The sequence below is a fragment of the Butyrivibrio sp. MB2005 genome, from assembly GCF_000424285.1.
GTDB lineage: Bacteria > Bacillota > Clostridia > Lachnospirales > Lachnospiraceae > Butyrivibrio.
On the sequence record NZ_AUJP01000016.1, the window covers coordinates 33,546 to 49,283 of the forward strand.

A 15,738-nucleotide genomic window follows, 5' to 3' on the forward strand; every position below is an offset into this window, starting at 1 on the left:
ATATCATGCAAGGCGGCGCAAAACCGCACAGAAGCGGCGTTTGCTCAAATAAGATAAAACACACATATACCTGAAAGTATAAGAAGCATTCCTATAATCTTATTTTTTGTAATTTTCTCAGCAAACAGCATCCTGCTAAGAAACATAACCATGATATAGCCCACCGGCTCTAAGATTACCACATACATATACGGCATGTGACCGTAGCATACTATGGCAATAAACATGGAAACAACCAAAAGTCCGTATCCCATAATTACCAGGACATTCAGATACTGTCTGATAAAATTCGGATATTCCTTCTGTGAGCTTTTCTTAAGAAGCATCTGTGATATGGATGCAATAAGCTGTCCTACAAGTGCAAGGATAATGAAAGGAATCATAAGCTCCCTCCTTCCTCGCGGGCAGGCTTATTCAGGATGATGGTTCCTGCTATTACCAGAGCAACACCAATGGCCTTGGGCACTGTGACCTCGCCATGGAATAGAATTACACTCCATAAAAGTGACCACAAAAGTGTCATTGCTTTATTGGCATAAGCAATTGAAAGCTCAAACTTCTTAAGGAGCTGCTGCCACAAAATGGCATATACACCAAGAACTGCAAAATCCAGCATATAAAACAATATGAATTTAGCAGACAAAAACTCGTAATTTGAAACTATCTTGCTGATAACAGTGGTGAGGGAATATATCAAAACCGCACCCTGCAAAAACAATATAGCCTTCAGGGAGACCTTCTTATTTTCCATAAATAGCCTCCGCAAAGTGAGCTGCTATATGCTTGTTGCATTCCTGATTAACATGGATGTTATCAAGAAGATATTCTGAGCTGTTACCCTCATCTATAGTTCCGTAATAGTTATCTATAAAGGAAACGCCTGTCTCTCCGCATACATCTATCATGTGCTGCATATAGGTTGTGAGCTTACCGTTTCCAAAGTCTACTCTGTCACCGTTCTTGAGACTTCCGTCAGAATCATAAGCATAGCAGAAGGTAAATGACATGCATACTACTCTGATATAAGGATATTTTTCCTGAATCTTCTTAATTCCAGAGCGAAGGGCTCCCATATATGTCATGGGATCAACTTCATCACCGGGATTCATTCCGGGACGAAGACTTATATAATCAAGTGCATCATAGTAGATCACAAGAGTATCAACCTTACTAAAATCGGTATTCTCAAGACTGCCAAGGCTAAGTGTATAAGTATTGTCTTCAGTAAATGAATTCAGCGCTTCATCCATTCTGGAAAAATCGCCAGTAACGATTGAATCTACAATATTATTAAAGCTGAAGCTGTCCATGGGATAATCAGCCTGATACTCTGCATTCTTAACAGAAATAGTACTTTTAGGGAAGCCTGCGTTGATCACCGTAGCTCCTGTTTTATCTGCAACAAGTCCGCAAAAGCCTGTTTTTGAATAGTCATAGGTCACAGCGTCATTACCAAGAACAAGTATGGTCTCTTCGCCGTCATCCTCATGACCTTCCTTTTTTTCTGCGGGAAGTACAAAAATCTGGTCAAGGACTTCAACCTCATAGTCCTCTGCATTGACATCAGAAGTATCAACTTCTCTTCCCTTATTCCATATACTAAGCTTCACCACTACAAAAATGATAACAAGTGCGATTACGGCAAGCACCACCAGGTGTACCCATGCCGGAACGGAAGATTCCCGTTCTCTATTGTCATTTGATCGTAAGTTTGGCAATGTTAATTCCCTCCATACCTGCTTAATAATACTCCGCAGTTAGTAGAGCGTCGAAATCAAAGTCATTCACAATACGCATCATCTCCGAAAGCTCATGTTCAAACTGCTCATTACTTTTGACTTCATGTTCTCCGTTTGCAAAACACTCCGTCATATAACGATTAATCTCCGGCTTATAATGTGTATAATCCGCATAGTTACTAAGGTCTGTAACTATTTCCTCCTTGTTCTGAAAATAAAACAGACGCACATTATCATACGACAAAAATTCGGATGCCGCAAATCTATATTGATTAAGGGTCGCTTCGAGGTGGTTCTCAGTTAAAACATTATTCCAGTATAGAATGCTGTAGGGCGGCACAAACACATAAAAAGTTGTCTCAGGATGAGCCTCGATAAAGGGCAAAATATTTTCCTCAAGATTTATCTTTGTCTGAGGTATCAAAAGACCCGGATCCATCTCCTCTTCAACTTTTTCCGGAGCCTCATATCCATGCATTACATAATTGATATTGTAATATTCCCCAGTCCACCAGCTGGCGTAGATTTCAGACATATTCGAAGGCCTTTTCTGAATATAAGGTCTGAAAATATACTCAAGGATAACGTCCTTATTCCAAAGATACTTCACATCATTAAGAACGTTCTTATCATAGAGATATTCCGGCAACGGATATTTTATCTCATCTGTAGCCGCAGTAAGAGTAGGAATATCCAGCACCATAAAAACAGCCTTAACATCATTTGTCTGCCTTGCCAGGGTGCTATCGTCATACACTATACTAAGAATATTGTAATCATCCCTTGGATATGCGCCGCTATATGACAGCTTAAGAGTATTAAGCCCCATAAGCTCGCGGAAATCGTCCGTGTGAAAATTCACAGTCATTGATGAGCCTATTATGCAGCTGTCGTAGGTCATATTTCTGGCCATGCCGGGATTCTGGGAAAGCTGATTATCCACAACATAAGGAAACCCTGAAAGGGGCTTATGATAATGGAAAAAAGGATCCACATATATAACCAGCGCACTGATAACTGCCAGCATAAGTGCCACAATCACCGCGAAGATAAGTATTAACTTTTTGGCAAATCCGTCTTTTTTCATAAAACTCCGATAAAAATCGTATTTTCAATGCATCAGAAATTCACATACAGGAAGGTGCTGACTCTTCCAAGACTAAGGGTACACCATACAAAAAGTGCTGCCAAAAGCACCATGCATACCACCAAAAAGGCTCTGCTGCCGCCCTGCTCTGTTACAAGCTCATAGCGTTTTTCAAAGCCTGCAGCTAGTTCCTTTGCATTTTTTCCTGTAAACACAAGAAGGCATGAGAGAATCACAATAAACCACATGCACACATAGCCGCTCCAGCTATATCCGGGAATAGGCGTAACCTTAAGAACATACCATAGCTCATCCAGCTGAAAACACTCTGCCAGCTTAATACTTATCCTAAGGCCGCTCCAGGCAGCAGGTTCTACTATTTTCCCAAGAAGCGTAATAGCATCTGCTGCCGTTCTTGCTCTAAAGAATACCCATGCCGCTGAAACATAAATAAAAGTAAAGAACCTGCTCTTGAATTTGTCCGGCTTAACAACCCTTGTTATAACCATCATAACGCCGTGCATAAGCCCCCATATTATGAAGGTAAAGCCTGCACCATGCCAGATTCCGCTAAGAAAGAACACAATCAGAATATTAAGATATGTCCTCATGGTTCCCTGTCTGCTGCCTCCAAGGGGAATATAAACGTACTTCGTAAAAAACCTGGTGAGAGTTATGTGCCACCTATCCCAAAACTCTGCGATATTCCTTGCTTTATAAGGCGAGCTGAAATTGATTTCAAGATCCATACCGCACATTCTGCAAATACCCTCAGCCATATCGCAGTATCCGCTAAAATCAAAATAGAGCTGAAGTGAATAGCTAAGAGCCACAATGATGGCATCTATTGCCGTAAGAATCTGAATATTGGAATATCCGTAATCCGCCCCAAGTCCCAACGCATCTGAGATCAGGACCTTCTTGGCTAGGCCCAGTATAAAAAGCACCATTCCCATAAGGATATCCCTTGATGCTACTTTCTTTTTAATTAGGGAATTAAGCTCACCTGTAATCTTTTTGTAATCAGCAAGGGGGCCCTGCATTATCTTTGGAAAAAACAGAATGTAACTAAGATATTCAGAAAGTCTGAAACTTTCTACTTCCTTCTTTTTCAGCATCACAAGAAATGCTATCTGTTGGAAGGTGTAAAAGCTCACAGCCACCGGCATTACAATACTGCCGTTATATTTAAAAAAGCAAAGAAATAAAACATTTCCAAGAACTCCGGGAATCAGTGAAACGCCCTTTTTATCTATAAGATATCCCCAAAGCACATTCCAGATTATGCTCACAAAAAGAGCACCTATGCTTAATGCTCCGTAGCCTGCAAAAAACAGGACTGACATGGCAATAATCCAAAGGCGCATGATAACTTCGGCATTATCTCTCGTACTACAAAATCTCTGGATTAAATGTATTCCGAGAATAAATACCGGCAAATATACAAATATGAATATGTAAGAATTAAAAGTCATAGGAATCAGTTTACCATCTTAGGGTCTTCGTAAATATTATATGCATCCACTTCTGCAATGAGAGTAAGTCCCATCTCCTCCAGGTCCACATCAATACTTCTGCCCTTGGGCATAACAATATATCTGCATTTAGTCTCTCTTGTTGCGGCAAGAAGCTCCTCTGCATTTATGGTCTCAACATTCTCATAAGCCTCATGAACAGCGTTGTAATATTTCCATGCAATAATATCTCTTCCGTAAGGCATCATGATATTCGTGTCGTACTGTCTTACAAAATGGACAAGCTCCTCAGGGAAAACCGCTCTTACTCTGGGCTCACCCTCCTTGGGCGATATAACATCACAGACATCGATAGCAACCTGCGGTATATGATAAAGATTCTCAGCTCTTTGCATATACTGATTTTTATAAACAATGCTGCCGCAAAGAATGATAAGAGCGCTGACAACAACCGTGCCAATCCTTCTGTGAGAAGCAAAAAGCTTACAGCCCGCATAGGCGATGCACACTCCCATAGGAAGAAGCCACAGTATCCTGTAATAGGTATCTGCCCCATCATCCAAGATTGCAACATAAGCTATTCTGGTAAAGGGCACAAAAAAGCCAAGAAGCACGATGAGCGGCGCAATCCCGATCACCATCTTTTTCCTGTAATCTTTCTCTGCTATAAGGAGATATATTAGAGCAGCCGCAAAAAGGACCAGCATAAAGCCGTTTCCTCCGTACTGCTTAAATATCACCCAGCTTTCCATAAAAATTCCGTACATAATAACCTCTACATAGATTTATATACCAGCAGATATATCACGCTGGGAATTATTGAAAGGGCCGCCTTAACGATGACCTTAAAATCTATTGTGTAAATAAGTAAAAGGAAGGTCAAAAGTGCTGTAAAGCCGCATGCAAACATGATTCCCATGGAGCTCATGATTCCTGCGCACATATTGACCATAAAAAGGATCACCCATGAACAGTTTCTGATAACCCTTGTTCCGCCTGCTGTCTCTTCCTTCCACAGATATCCGGGCTTTCTGCAATCATCAAACATCCATAAAAACAGCCACAAAATAAGCGGAATGATAAAATTGGAAACCATGGCTTTACCCTGCCAGGTACGCATCATAAGAAAGGTCTCTGCAGTATAAATGGAAGTATTTCCAAACATGATAAAAAGAGACATAAATATCATGAAAATCGGAACCATCGCCTGCTTACCGGCAAGAAGGATTCTTCCGATCTCAAGATATATAAGATAAACCAGTGGCAAAAGCACAAGGGGCATAATGGAATGGCATACGATAGTCGCATGCACTCCGCTAACCTTGGCGATAAATGCTTCCCACATGGTAAATACAGCCATTGCGTGTCTAAGATCAAGGCTTGTGGAGCTTCCCGTATAAGGAAGGATTGTATTCATAACCCCGGCCTGCTGTGCAAGAAGAGATTCAACTACATAATAAGCATCATCTCCGTCAAAGGGTGCCATAAATACTGCCATAAATAACTGGAACAATACTATAAGAAAAAAGATTCCCCAGAAAACATAGCTCTCAAGGCTGTACTGAACCTTCATCACCCTCACATCAGTTCTTGGGCTTATAAGAGCTGAAGGATCTGCCTTCTCTTCACCGGGAAAGGTAAGCTTCATGAAGGTATGAATTCTGCCTCCCCTGAAATCCTCAGAAAATCTTGGCACGTAGCCATCGCGGACTTTTTTCCTGACTCTCTTTGCTGTTAAAAATACACCTAAAGCAGAAAGCAGAATCTCGCAGGCTCCAAAAACACGTACGCACATCTTAAAAGCGCCGTACTTTAACAAAATCATACAGGGAATAGATACTACCTCAAACACAGCAAAAGAAAGGATAAAACCGCATAAAAAGGTTATCCCAATGGTCTTTTTTGTGTAAGGAAGCAGTCCCTGCAAAAGAAGTCCCATGCACATCGGTATAATAAAAAGCCATAATATTAGAGCAAGAACCGAAAGCACAATCATCCTCAGCGTACCTCCTCCCTGAGCATGGCCTGAAGATGTTCAGTAAAGATATTGATTCCTGTAAGATTCTCGCCGCCTCTGGGAATAATAAGATCGGCATATTTCTTACTGGGCTCAATGAACTGTTCATGCATAGGTTTAACAGTTTCGCCATACTGTGTAAGAACAGAGTCTACACTTCTGGCTCTCTCGATAGTATCTCTTCTGATACGTCTCATAAGTCTCTCATCCGCATCAGTATCAACAAAGACCTTAACGTCCATAAGGTCTCTAAGCTCTTTATTTTCAAGAATAAGGATTCCCTCAAGCAGAATTACGGGCTTTGGAACCACGTGAATAGTTTGCTCTGATCTGTTGTGAATAGCATAGTCATATACCGGGATATCAATCTCCTCGCCTCTCTTAAGCTTTTTCACATCCTCTATAAGAAGCTCTGTATCAAAAGAAGAGGGGTGGTCATAGTTAAGTCTGCTTCTCTCATCATAAGAAAGGTCGTTATGAGCCTTATAATATGAATCGTGGCTTATAACAACAATATCATCACCAAACTTCTCTCTGATCCTGTTGACGATGGTGGTCTTCCCCGAAGCTGATCCTCCCGCAATTCCTACTACACAAACTTTAGCCATTTATTCTTTCCTTTCTAAAATCATTTTGTGGAAACATATTCTGTCTGCTCTGGTTCATAATACAGATGGGTAAGTATCTCTCCACTATTATTATCATATATCAAAATCTGAATATCTTCATCATAATGAGTATCATCATATAAATAGTTCACTTCCTCATCACTTGAAGGATATAGAAGCCTGAAATTCTTCTCAATTGGAATATACGTAAGCTCTCCCATGGCTGTGGCGGCATTTTCTATGGTTTCCATGCCGCAGGCCTCATATTTACCATAAGTCGCATCCTTTATCAGGATATAAGGGCCTTCCGTGGCTGCTGCCCTCTCTATTCCATCAGACCCTGAAAGCCTTGAAATAAGGTGCTTAATGCCCTCATCATGAAAAGCTTCTGACTCAGTATTTACATAAACAATGCTGCTGACATCATCCCTCATAAGAAGATTGAGCTCACATCTGATATCATTTCCGGAAAGCAGCATGTCGTCTAACTCTTCATGAAAATCTGCCGCAAGCTCATCCCACTTGGAATAGTCGCCATCTCCTCTGTGATCTGCAAGATCCGCATTCTGGCTAAACCACTCTCCGATACGATTTGTGACCTTGGCTGCTCCGTTAACATTGAGGTGTCCGTGGTCGTTAAGGTCTGTAGCCTCGTCAATGATGCCATCTTCCTTAAGCATATTGATGCAGGGAACGCCATATCTTTCGGCTACAGCTTCAGCAGTATTAGCCGCAATCTGATCCTTGGTCTCAGCTGAAAAAGGCAGGTAAGTCACAAGAATACCTATTCCGTCTCTCTGGCACTCATCGATAATCTTCATCAGATACTCTTCGCCGACTGTGTGCTCATCAAGGACCTGCCCCTCCTCACACTGAGGATATTCATCCACGTCGGTTTTTACGAGATATCGCATCTCGGCGCCCATGGCTGAATTGGTAGTCATAGTACCTGTAAGCCTCTTAAAATCGCTGCCCTCAAGCTCCTTCCACCTGTCATGATAAACGATGAAGTTAAAAAGGAACTGATTCTTTATATCCTTATCCTCTATAAGATCGTTTATGGCTGCTATCTTGAGTCTGCTTAGGGGATATGCATCCATATTAAGATGGAGCTGCTCTATGGATGTCTTACGCTCATCCTCCGGCGTATCCTCATAGCATTTATCAAGATACTTATAGTTTTTCTCAAGCATGTAGGCATCAACCACCACGTAATCAGGCTTACAATACTGAAGCGCCCTTAAAAGCTGCCAATAGCTCTCCTGCAAAAGACTTCCGTGTCCGCCAAGATTATATGATGTAATACCGTAATTCTCATAAAGTACCAGCGGATTGATACCATTTATCACATGGGATGATCCTATAAAAAGAACATCAAGATGATCTGCCTTTGCCTCCTCAAAAAAGGCTGCATTTTTTTCATAGCTGGATTTTCTCTCTGTGACAAGCATTGCTGCAAAAACAGCACCTGCAAGAATAATCAAAAAAATAACTGTGCTGACAAGCAAGCGGGGTCCTTTTTTCATCAAAAAGACTCTCCTTCCTAAAAAATGAGCTTCAGGTTATTACTAAATACCCTGAAGCCCATTATATCGCATAATTATATTAGTTGTTAATTATTATAAGTAAATGAATTAATCTCAATGTATGGAAGCTCTGCATCATCGCGTCCAAGAGATTTGTTCAGGAAATGTGCCAAAACCGTGGCATAGACCTGTCTGCCAACCTCTTTGTAATGAAGTCCGTCAGCGAGATAATCCTCAAAAGTAGTAATCTTCAGATCAAAATATGTAGCATACATAGTATCAAGGTAGAAATAGCCATTATCCTCGCAAAGGTTCCTTGATATATCCGCATACTCCGCAAGAGTACCTATTCCCTTACTTACCGTGTAGCTGTCTCCAATAACATATCCGTCAGCACCATACCAGATACAATATGAAGGGCTGCAGATGATGAATTTTGCCTTAGGGCTTATGGAACTTAAAATATCACAACCCTTATTAAGAGCGCCTCTGAAGGAGTGAATATCAAAGGGCTCCCCCTCAGTACTTAAATCCTTACCATTGATGTAATCGTTTGCACCGTATTCTATAACATAGAAATCAACATTGGCAGGATTAACCTTGTGATAATCCTCAGCTGCAGATGTATTATTCATAAATGAATCATCCGGGAGCTGTCCTGCAAGAGCATAGCAAATGCCTACAAAGCATGAATCATTGATATCCTGTGGAAGATCACTGGCACCTCTCTCTATGGAAGCACAGGTTCCACCGATTCCAAGGTTGTAAACTCGTACATCATCACCCATAAGCGCTCTGGTATATGCAGGGATCTCACTTCCTGTATCTCTGGCATTGTCAAACTGGCTGTCACCAAGAAAAACAATATCGATAGTGTTATCCTCCGGAACAGCCGCCTCTGTCTGTGCCTCAGCTTCTGCTGATGCGGCTGCGGCTGCATCTGCTTCTGCATCCTTCTGAAGAACATCAACAGGCTGTGTTATCACTTCTTCTGCAATCTCAGGCTCAACTATATCATCCGGATTAAATGAAGCTGCTACGGAAGAAGCATCACCTGAAGAATTCTCAGCATCTGCATTCTCAGTAGATGACTCTGCGCTGTTTGCATCATTCGCACCGGCATCTTCAGTGCCAGTTACATTCTCCTCAGAAGCTTCTGTCTGTGCCTTATTAGCATTGTTTTTGGCAGATAATACTGCTTCCTTTGAGCATCCGGCAGAAAATACCAACATAAGTGTCATGGCAAGTGCCAGCTTCTTTTTCATAAAAAACTCCTCTCAGTAAGTCAGTCAAAATTAATTATCCTTTTGATAATATCATGTATTTAATTATTTTAAAGGAAAGCTTAAGAATCTTAAGATAATCTTAAGATTGTGGTCACAGTAAATTCAAAATAAAAAATCCCATAAAAATGCCCTCTTTTCCGGTTTTCTCAGATAAAGAGGGCATATTTTTGTCAAGATTTTTTTAGCTTTTCCTTTTTTTCGGAATGAAGGCTTATGAGCCTCATCTCAAATTCTCTTCGGTGATTTATTGTCATGTTATTGAGCATCAGTCCCGAGAATATCGAAAGCAGCGCAGCCATCATAACAAAGCCGCATACGATAAGAGTAGGGAATCTCTCAACCAATCCTGTTTCAATATAAGAAATAAGGATCGGAATAAAGAAAGCAATTGAAACAACGGCGAAAATCGCAGCAAGGATTGAGAAAAAGCCCATGGGCTTATAATCTCTGTAAAGTCTTGCAATTGTCATAAGCACGCGCATACCGTCAGAATAGGTGTTGAGCTTGGACTCGGAGCCCTCCGGACGATCACGGAACTCTATGATGTAGTTCTCTATCTGCATGTGATTGTTAACAGCATGAATTGTCATCTCGGTTTCAATCTCGAAGCCTGTGGACAAAACAGGGAATGTCTTTGCAAATTCGTAACTAAATGCACGAAATCCCGTCATAACATCTCTGATATCACAATCAAAAAGCTTATTTATACTGCCTCTTACAAGACTGTTTCCAAAATTGTGGAAAGGTCTCTTGTTCTCGGTGAAATATGTTGATGAAAGTCTGTCTCCCACAACCATGTCAGCGTTTTTATTAAGTACAAGTTCGCACATTCCGGGAGCTGAATCCATAGGATAGGTATCGTCTCCGTCTACCATGATATAACACTCTGCATCTATCTCACGGAACATTCTGCGGATTACATTCCCTTTTCCCTGCACATACTCATGTCTTACGATGGCGCCTGCTGCCTTTGAAATCTCTGCAGTTCTGTCCGATGAATTGTTATCATATACATAAATAACCGCATCAGGCAGGGCTGCCTTTGAGTCCTTAATAACCTTCTCAATTGTCTGCTCTTCGTTGTAGCAGGGGATTAAAACCGCAATCTTATCCATCACTTTACCTTCCTTAATAAACCTCGTATACATAAATCACATAGGGTGATGATTCATCACTGTATGTGCCCTTTAGCGTAAGTTCTTTTTCCTTCGCATTGGATATATCTATTCTGGAAAAGATATATCTGCAGCCAAGCTCCTTCAAAGCATCACTGTCGATGTAGATATCATTATCGGTAACACCGGTATAGCTTCTTGTAGCCATTACTATAGAATCATCTGTTCCCGAATAGAGATAGCACCTTGCTCCCCACTCATCAAAGTAGATTCTGGTGTTCTCCTTGCGGGAAAGTGCCGGCTCAATAACCTTTCTGAAGGCATCCTTATATTCCTGAGTGTAAAATCCAAGATATCCATCAATGGTAGATATTCCATTGTATTCAAGTACAGCGGGATGCATTCCGTAGGCTGCCGACCAGTCATTCTCCGAATAATTAATATCGGACTTTATTATATCAAAAAGTTCCTCGGAATAGAATTCTCCATAGCTAAGTCTGTCCACTTCATGGCCTGTCTTTATCCTATAGGCAGTTCCGTAAGCAGTGTCATACAGATCGTTATAATGCTTTGATCCAATTAAAATCACAAATACCGCTATAACAGGTATGATGGCAGAACCAAAGCTCAGTGCCTTCTTATAAACATCACTGCTGCTCACCCCTGCTGCCTTCGCCATTCGGTAGCAGATTATAAAAAGAGATGCATACCACAAAAAGGGGCTAAAGAAGATGGTTCTGTTAAACTGCCAGCCCGTAAGAGGAGGAACAAGCGTTGCAACAAGATTCCTCATGGCCTCGCTATAATATGCCCCATATACCGCGCTGTTAAATACTAAAAGCGCAGCAAACAGATTATAAACATCACTGAAAATCCCGCGAACATTCTTTTCACGAATATATCTCACATTCAGGAAAACAAAGTAAATGATGCATATTGGCAAAACAAAATATGAATGGGCATCATCTGCATGCATCATGCCGTTTTTCCAAACATCAAAGGACTCACCCAAAATCTGCGGAAGCGTCATACTGGCATCCTTCATGGAACTTCTGATCGTAACTTCATCAGAAAAGAGCATGGTTCCAAAAAGGCGATACTCTAAAATGGCAAAGCCTGCTGACAGCACCACAAGGCCGATGCAAAGAGGGATTGATAGCTTTTTATCTGCTATCCATCTCCATATTATGGCCAGCACCAGGTATCCAAGTATAAACATTCCAAAATAGGAAAAGTAGGAAACTACAGGGTATAAAAACAAAAGCACATAGTATTTAATGGCTTTTACCGATAAGCCCTCTTTGTAGATCCGCCTTAAGAGATAGATCACAAGGGGTATTGAAGCAAAGGGAATTCCAAAGGCAGGGAACAGATTGAGTATTCCGTATGCAAAACCGCAGATATATGCAGGAGCGTCACACTTAAGTCCAAAATCCTTTGCAAGCAGAATGCATGAAACAAGGCCTATAACAACCTTCAGAATATAGCCCAGAATATATGCCGTATAAGCGGGGAATATTTCGAACAACACTGAATAGAGATAGAACTCTCCCGGAAGATTATCTCTGCTGATCCCATGAAGAAATGGCACCAGTGCATCACGAGCAAAAAACGTGTCAGTATTTTGCATCATCTTGTACTGTGCCATAAAAAGATCAAGATTATCGGGTATAGCAATATAGCTGTTTTCACCAACCACCATGTACATGGTAAAAACAGCCATAATAAACAAAGTTATAAGCAGGATATACCATCTTGAAAGTATTTTTCCGGCAAAATCCTTCACAATTACTCCTTAAATCAGTCTTCCTTCTTGATGAGCTTCATTCTCTGCTGACCGCCAAGCTTGTTGGGATCTCTTCCCTCAAGAATAGCGTTAACCATAGTCATACGGAAGCCTGCATCGATGAAATCGCAGTGCTTGCAGAAGGGCTCATTCTGACGACCGTTTGCAATCTTTCTTCTTACTTCCATGAACTTCTCTGAAGCCCAGCCTTCCTTAAGGCTTACCTTACTAAGATCGGCAAAATCAGTAACCTCATAGTTATCACAGCAGCAAAGACCAAGCTTACCGTTAGGCATGATCCACATATCTGTGAAGGGAAGAAGACATGTCTCCTTGATAACCTTCTCTGTGGCCTGCTTATTGGGTGCAGAGCCTGCTCTGTTTGTAAGGACTTCCTCTAAATATCTCATCTGAATCTCGATATCAAGATCCTTAAACTCCTCGGGATTGGCCTTAACGTACTCATAAATCTCCTGAATATTGTCATGGAGCTTAAATTCCATGCTGTAGTTATTGATAATGAGCTGATTGATGTAAGGCTTAATCTGCTTAACCTTATCAATTGTAAGGATAAGACCGTTGGTACTCATGAAAATGAAACTCTCAGGGAGCTTCTCTCTTGCGTACTTATGTCTCTCAACAATCTTGGTATCAAGCCAGGGCTCGTTATTACCATAAAGAGTAAGATGTCCCTTGTAGCCCCAGTCAGCCAGCTGATCAATGATGTTCTTGTAAAGCTCATCATCAATCTTGCAAAGAGGTCTCTTCTCTGCATGTACATTTGCTGTACAGAATGCGCAGGTAGAGTTACATCTGTTGATGGTCTCGATATTAACAACATTGGGCATCGGCACCTCAGGTGCATTCATGAAGTAATCAATATACTTCTGCTGAGACTTATGTCTTGTGACAAACTGAAGCTTCAAATATGCTTCACTTGCAAGCATAGGAAAATGCTTTCTTGCAAACCATCCGAATTTACCCATGAAACTGTTTATCTTAATTGGCATTATAAAATCCTCCATAAATTGTCAAACAGAGTTTATTATAGCACATGAATGTCAGATTTTGCTACTATAACGAAATTTGTTTTTAGTTTGACGGAAGGCCAGCTGTTTTCTATAATTAATGGATATTAGAAATAAAATCCTTAGAAAAATCAAGCTTCGGAGCACACTATGAGTAAAATAAACCTGTTATTTACTTTATTATATCTGGCTGCCTCTGGCGGATGTGTTGTTCTATGGTATAAGCGTGACAAAAGCAGCAGCTCTCAGATCAATATCTCAAATGTTTCATTTAATAAACTCTATACTATTCTGCTTCCTATCGCAGTAGTGGTAGTGGGAGCTCTCCTTAGATTGTACAAACTTGGCGAAATTCCCATGGGTCTTCACCAGGATGAATCTTCTATAGGATATGAGGCTTACATTCTGTCCGCATTTGGCATCGACAGAAACGGCTTCAGGTTCCCGGTTTATCCCATAACCTACGGTTCAGGCGGCGGAAGTCCGCTTATGATCTACCTCAATGTGATTACCACATTCCTTTTTGGTTCAGGGGTCACAACACTTCGTGCATTACCGGCTGTTTTGGGGATCATTACACTTCCTCTGTTCTTCCTTACAATACAGAAGCTATCCTCAACCAGTATTAAAACCTCTGAAAACATAAACTCACTTCAGAATATAAACGGCGAATACGTCTGGATTCCGCTGGTTTCACTTTGCATCATCACCTTTAGTCCTTATCATCTGATGCTCTCAAGGTGGAGTCTTGACAGTAACACCACACCTTTCTGGATTATCCTGGCACTTTTCCTTTTTGCTCAGGGAATGACCCTTCAGAAGGATTTTTCCTCCTTCGAAAATGTGGGAACACTTTTCCAGACAAGAGATAAAAAGAAAAGGCAGGTTCTTAGCTCATCTGATGTAAAGGCCACAGTTATCTTTGCGTTGTCAGCCATCTGCTATGCATTATCGCTCTACAGCTACGGCGCAACCACCATAATTATACCGATTCATCTTTTGATAATATCCATATTCTGCGTAAAAACAGGTCGTATGACACCTTTCCAGATGATCCTCGGCATTATACTGTTTATTCTGGCATCAATGCCGCTGATCCTATTCTATGCAGTAAGCTTTTTCGGACTTCCGCAGATCGTAACACAGGTATTTACAATAAATGCTCTTACCGCAAAAAGATCCGTATTTGCCTCCGGTTCAGGCTTTATGCTGGCCATCGCAAAGAGCTTTATTACCATGGTTAAGAATCTGACTGTAGGTAACTCATCTGAGCAGATTCTAAACTATATACCGGGCTATGCTCCGCTGTTTACCTTTGCTTTTCCTATGACCATCATAGGCATTATCGCAAGCTTTATAAGAGCAAAACGCGGTGAATGCATGGATATCTTCATAATAAGCTTATTTGTACCGGCATTTATCTTCGGGCTCTTTGTTGAGGAAGATATAAACAGAATGGTGGTACTCTTCATACCTGCCATGTATTTTCTTGCAAGAGGATATATTTTTACCACATCAGAATTCATTTTGATAGAGAAATCTACAGCAAGTAAGGCTATACATGCTATGATGATAGCCTGCAAGGCCGTGGCACCTGCCATATTCTTTATAGGCGCCGTTCTATTCATAAAGACATATTTTGGCGAGTACAACAAAATGAGTGCTGAGGCCTTCATGCCGGGCTATGGTGAAGCCTGCAGCTATGCAAACGAAGCCGCAGCTGATGATAAGGTTATTTACTCGACCTACTCGCACTTATCAGCGCCATACATGGTTGCCCTGTATTACACAAAGACATCACCTTATGAATTTATGGAAACCGTTCACTACAGGGATGATAACTCAGAATTTAGAATCGCAGACTCATTTGGAAAATTCGTATTTAGTCTGCCGGAGGATTTTGATAAAGCCTTTGGCTCCTACCTTGATGATGGAAACATTTTCATCCTGCATAGAGACGATATCGCAGAAAATGAGATAGATACAGATAATTCCAAATACAAATTCTCATATTTCGGGAATTTCGTTGTGGTAACAAACTAAACAATAAAAACTTAAAGGCAGCCCGGAT

At 41.0% G+C, this 15,738-nt stretch carries 14 protein-coding genes; 1 reads left to right on the forward strand and 13 read right to left on the reverse strand.

Features of this window, described 5'->3' with window-relative positions:
- Positions 1 to 44: 44 nt before the first annotated feature.
- The 13 genes from G610_RS0109555 to G610_RS0109615 form a co-directional block, all read right to left on the reverse strand.
- Positions 45 to 383 (reverse strand): hypothetical protein, encoded by a 339-nt coding sequence (locus G610_RS0109555; protein ID WP_035797331.1) that lies wholly within the window; start codon positions 381 to 383, stop codon positions 45 to 47.
- Entirely contained in the window at positions 380 to 751 is a 372-nt protein-coding gene (locus G610_RS0109560; RefSeq protein WP_035797332.1) for a transporter, read from the reverse strand. The genes G610_RS0109555 and G610_RS0109560 overlap by 4 nt, the downstream gene beginning before the upstream one ends.
- Entirely contained in the window at positions 741 to 1,718 is a 978-nt protein-coding gene (locus G610_RS0109565; RefSeq protein ID WP_155830998.1) for an SGNH/GDSL hydrolase family protein, read from the reverse strand. Before G610_RS0109565 ends, G610_RS0109560 begins: the two co-directional genes overlap by 11 nt.
- Positions 1,719 to 1,740: 22 nt before the next feature.
- Complete coding sequence (locus G610_RS0109570; protein WP_026524599.1) at positions 1,741 to 2,826, reverse strand: hypothetical protein; 1,086 nt, start codon at positions 2,824 to 2,826, stop codon at positions 1,741 to 1,743.
- Between the two features lie 32 nt (positions 2,827 to 2,858).
- Complete coding sequence (locus G610_RS0109575) at positions 2,859 to 4,172, reverse strand: MBOAT family O-acyltransferase (RefSeq protein ID WP_196809832.1); 1,314 nt, start codon at positions 4,170 to 4,172, stop codon at positions 2,859 to 2,861.
- Positions 4,173 to 4,306: 134 nt separating this feature from the next.
- Positions 4,307 to 5,068 (reverse strand): hypothetical protein, encoded by a 762-nt coding sequence (locus tag G610_RS0109580; protein WP_026524601.1) that lies wholly within the window; start codon positions 5,066 to 5,068, stop codon positions 4,307 to 4,309.
- 8 nt (positions 5,069 to 5,076) lie between these two features.
- On the reverse strand, positions 5,077 to 6,297 hold the full coding sequence (locus tag G610_RS0109585; RefSeq protein WP_026524602.1) for a DUF6077 domain-containing protein: 1,221 nt from the start codon (positions 6,295 to 6,297) through the stop codon (positions 5,077 to 5,079).
- 2 nt (positions 6,298 to 6,299) lie between these two features.
- Positions 6,300 to 6,926: a uridine kinase gene (gene udk, locus G610_RS0109590; RefSeq protein WP_026524603.1), complete on the reverse strand. Its 627-nt coding sequence runs from the start codon at positions 6,924 to 6,926 to the stop codon at positions 6,300 to 6,302.
- 20 nt (positions 6,927 to 6,946) lie between these two features.
- The gene (locus G610_RS0109595; RefSeq protein WP_026524604.1) at positions 6,947 to 8,452 is read right to left on the reverse strand and encodes a hypothetical protein; all 1,506 of its coding nucleotides are present in this window, start codon (positions 8,450 to 8,452) and stop codon (positions 6,947 to 6,949) included.
- An 86-nt stretch (positions 8,453 to 8,538) separates the two neighbouring features.
- On the reverse strand, positions 8,539 to 9,717 hold the full coding sequence (locus tag G610_RS0109600; protein ID WP_026524605.1) for an SGNH/GDSL hydrolase family protein: 1,179 nt from the start codon (positions 9,715 to 9,717) through the stop codon (positions 8,539 to 8,541).
- 191 nt (positions 9,718 to 9,908) lie between these two features.
- Positions 9,909 to 10,853 (reverse strand): glycosyltransferase family 2 protein, encoded by a 945-nt coding sequence (locus tag G610_RS0109605; protein WP_026524606.1) that lies wholly within the window; start codon positions 10,851 to 10,853, stop codon positions 9,909 to 9,911.
- A gap of 13 nt (positions 10,854 to 10,866) precedes the next feature.
- Positions 10,867 to 12,639, reverse strand: a complete 1,773-nt coding sequence (locus G610_RS0109610; RefSeq protein WP_026524607.1) for a DUF6044 family protein — start codon at positions 12,637 to 12,639, stop codon at positions 10,867 to 10,869.
- 14 nt (positions 12,640 to 12,653) lie between these two features.
- Complete coding sequence (locus G610_RS0109615) at positions 12,654 to 13,649, reverse strand: radical SAM/SPASM domain-containing protein (protein ID WP_026524608.1); 996 nt, start codon at positions 13,647 to 13,649, stop codon at positions 12,654 to 12,656.
- Positions 13,650 to 13,817: 168 nt separating this feature from the next.
- On the opposite strand from G610_RS0109615, the gene G610_RS0109620 reads away from it, so the two are divergent.
- Positions 13,818 to 15,710, forward strand: coding sequence for a hypothetical protein (locus tag G610_RS0109620; protein ID WP_026524609.1), 1,893 nt, complete (start codon positions 13,818 to 13,820; stop codon positions 15,708 to 15,710).
- Positions 15,711 to 15,738: the final 28 nt, after the last annotated feature.

What these genes read in the sequence shown, in the direction of transcription:
- G610_RS0109555 (WP_035797331.1), bottom strand. Translation starts at nt 383, where the DNA reads ATGATTCCTTTCATTATCCTTGCACTTGTAGGACAGCTTATTGCATCC.
- G610_RS0109560 (WP_035797332.1), bottom strand. Translation starts at nt 751, where the DNA reads ATGGAAAATAAGAAGGTCTCCCTGAAGGCTATATTGTTTTTGCAGGGT.
- G610_RS0109570 (WP_026524599.1), bottom strand. Translation starts at nt 2,826, where the DNA reads ATGAAAAAAGACGGATTTGCCAAAAAGTTAATACTTATCTTCGCGGTG.
- G610_RS0109575 (WP_196809832.1), bottom strand. Translation starts at nt 4,172, where the DNA reads ATGTCAGTCCTGTTTTTTGCAGGCTACGGAGCATTAAGCATAGGTGCT.
- G610_RS0109580 (WP_026524601.1), bottom strand. Translation starts at nt 5,068, where the DNA reads ATGTACGGAATTTTTATGGAAAGCTGGGTGATATTTAAGCAGTACGGA.
- G610_RS0109585 (WP_026524602.1), bottom strand. Translation starts at nt 6,297, where the DNA reads ATGATTGTGCTTTCGGTTCTTGCTCTAATATTATGGCTTTTTATTATA.
- udk (WP_026524603.1), bottom strand. Translation starts at nt 6,926, where the DNA reads ATGGCTAAAGTTTGTGTAGTAGGAATTGCGGGAGGATCAGCTTCGGGG.
- G610_RS0109595 (WP_026524604.1), bottom strand. Translation starts at nt 8,452, where the DNA reads ATGAAAAAAGGACCCCGCTTGCTTGTCAGCACAGTTATTTTTTTGATT.
- G610_RS0109600 (WP_026524605.1), bottom strand. Translation starts at nt 9,717, where the DNA reads ATGAAAAAGAAGCTGGCACTTGCCATGACACTTATGTTGGTATTTTCT.
- G610_RS0109605 (WP_026524606.1), bottom strand. Translation starts at nt 10,853, where the DNA reads ATGGATAAGATTGCGGTTTTAATCCCCTGCTACAACGAAGAGCAGACA.
- G610_RS0109615 (WP_026524608.1), bottom strand. Translation starts at nt 13,649, where the DNA reads ATGCCAATTAAGATAAACAGTTTCATGGGTAAATTCGGATGGTTTGCA.
- G610_RS0109620 (WP_026524609.1), top strand. Translation starts at nt 13,818, where the DNA reads ATGAGTAAAATAAACCTGTTATTTACTTTATTATATCTGGCTGCCTCT.